Here is a 1,068-nt window from a genome sequence, read left to right as displayed (position 1 = left end):
AACCGGCCTTTGCCTTCTCTATCGCATGCTGCCGAACTGATTCTGCTGAGTTTGTACGAGCCATGACCACCCTCAATGTAAATATTTACATTAAGTAAAGACGCTAAGCTTCTATTTTTCAACAAATTATTTAATATTTTAGGCAGGCATTTTTACTTGCCTGCCTCACCTATCGGCATAAAGGCTTTATCTCAAACGCCGACGCGAAAAAATTATTTAGACTCTGCTCGCCCAGTAAACTTGCGCTCTTCAACATTGATCTTAATACGGTCACCAGTAGAAATGTGCTCTGGCACTTGTACCGTTAAACCCGTCGTTAAGATTGCAGGTTTGGTACGCGCGGTAGCCGAGCCACCTTTTAAAGCTGGGTCAGTTTCTACAATTTCCAGCTCAACAGTACTAGGTAACTCCAGTGCAACCGGAGCCTCGTTTACCATCACAACCAGCAAGCCTTGCGCATCTTCGGCCATAAACAATAACTCATCAGCGATGCTTTCTTTATCCAGACTATATGAAGAGTAGTCTTCGCTATCCATAAAAACGTATTCATCACCATCAGCATATGAAAAAGTTACCGGGCGGCGGTCCAAATCTGCAAGTGACAGCATATCGGAGTCTTTGAAAGTTTCATCAATCTTATGGTTTGTCGCCACATTGTACATACGCATACGATACAAACTTCCGCCTGCACGGCCTTGTGGAACAGAGCGCTCGATATCGCGAACAATATAAGCTTCACCATTCATTTCAACGGCAGCGTTCTTCTTAATTTCACTTGCTTTAGGCATTCGTTTTAACTCCTGAATATTGTTTTGGCGCTATTATAGTCGGGTAAACTTGGAATTGATAAGGTGAAGTAATAAAAGAGTTTCATATCTATCTCTATAAGCAACGTTATTTTGCATGATACACAAACTTAAATTTAATGACCCAATATGTGTAAAATAGCCGCCCCAACTCACAGGAAATATTAATGATCTTTGGTTTGCTAATTTTATGTGCGATAAGCATCTTCGCTTCATTAGTCACTGAACTGTTTAACATTCCGGTACCTGGTGCGATTCTAGG

General features: G+C 41.5%; 1 protein-coding gene. It reads right to left on the bottom strand.

Annotated features, from left to right (window positions below; genetic code table 11):
- Window positions 1-212: 212 nt before the first annotated feature.
- Window positions 213-788: an elongation factor P-like protein YeiP gene (gene yeiP / locus A3729_RS06195; protein WP_068514246.1), complete on the bottom strand. Its 576-nt coding sequence runs from the start codon at window positions 786-788 to the stop codon at window positions 213-215.
- Window positions 789-1,068 lie beyond the last annotated feature (280 nt).

The organism is Oleiphilus sp. HI0043, from assembly GCF_001634935.1.
The sequence above is the reverse complement of the archived record's forward strand: the minus strand, read 5'-3'. Positions and strand labels throughout refer to the sequence as shown.

Bases quoted from the DNA above. Each gene is read 5' to 3' on its own strand.
- yeiP (WP_068514246.1), bottom strand. From the start codon at position 788: ATGCCTAAAGCAAGTGAAATTAAGAAGAACGCTGCCGTTGAAATGAAT.